1 protein-coding gene is annotated in these 344 nt (G+C 64.2%); it reads left to right on the top strand.

All coding sequences use genetic code 11. From position 1 onward, the window contains the following. A partial coding sequence (locus tag V5E28_RS49275) for a hypothetical protein (RefSeq protein ID WP_336217225.1) occupies positions 1 to 344 on the top strand: 344 nt, incomplete at both ends.

The following is a 344-nucleotide window of genomic DNA, read 5'->3' as shown; positions in this document are numbered from 1 at the left end:
ATGAGCACCAGCTTCACGCTCTCGGTCCGCGCGCGCTTGCTCGACTACGGCCGCCGGGACAAGACCCCGAAGTACGGCTTGCTGTTCTCCAACACGGAGCCGGGTAACGACATCGGCTACTACGTCGAACCGCTCACCGCAGGCGGCCAGCTCACCGTCCTGGTGATGGAGAAGGGTGTGTTCAGCTGGGAGCGCATCCCATGGCCGTTCGGCTTCGACCCCGATGACTTCCACACGCTCAAGGTGACCAGGAAGGGCTCGACCTATACCTTCTACGTGGACGGCCGACAGGTGCACCAGCGTAAGGTGCCCGGAGTCGACCCAGAAGGTCTGGGCCGGGTCGG

Source organism: Nonomuraea sp. LPB2021202275-12-8 (genome assembly GCF_037044575.1).
Classification (GTDB): Bacteria; Actinomycetota; Actinomycetes; order Streptosporangiales; family Streptosporangiaceae; genus Nonomuraea.
This window is presented reverse-complemented; position numbering and strand designations above follow the sequence as displayed.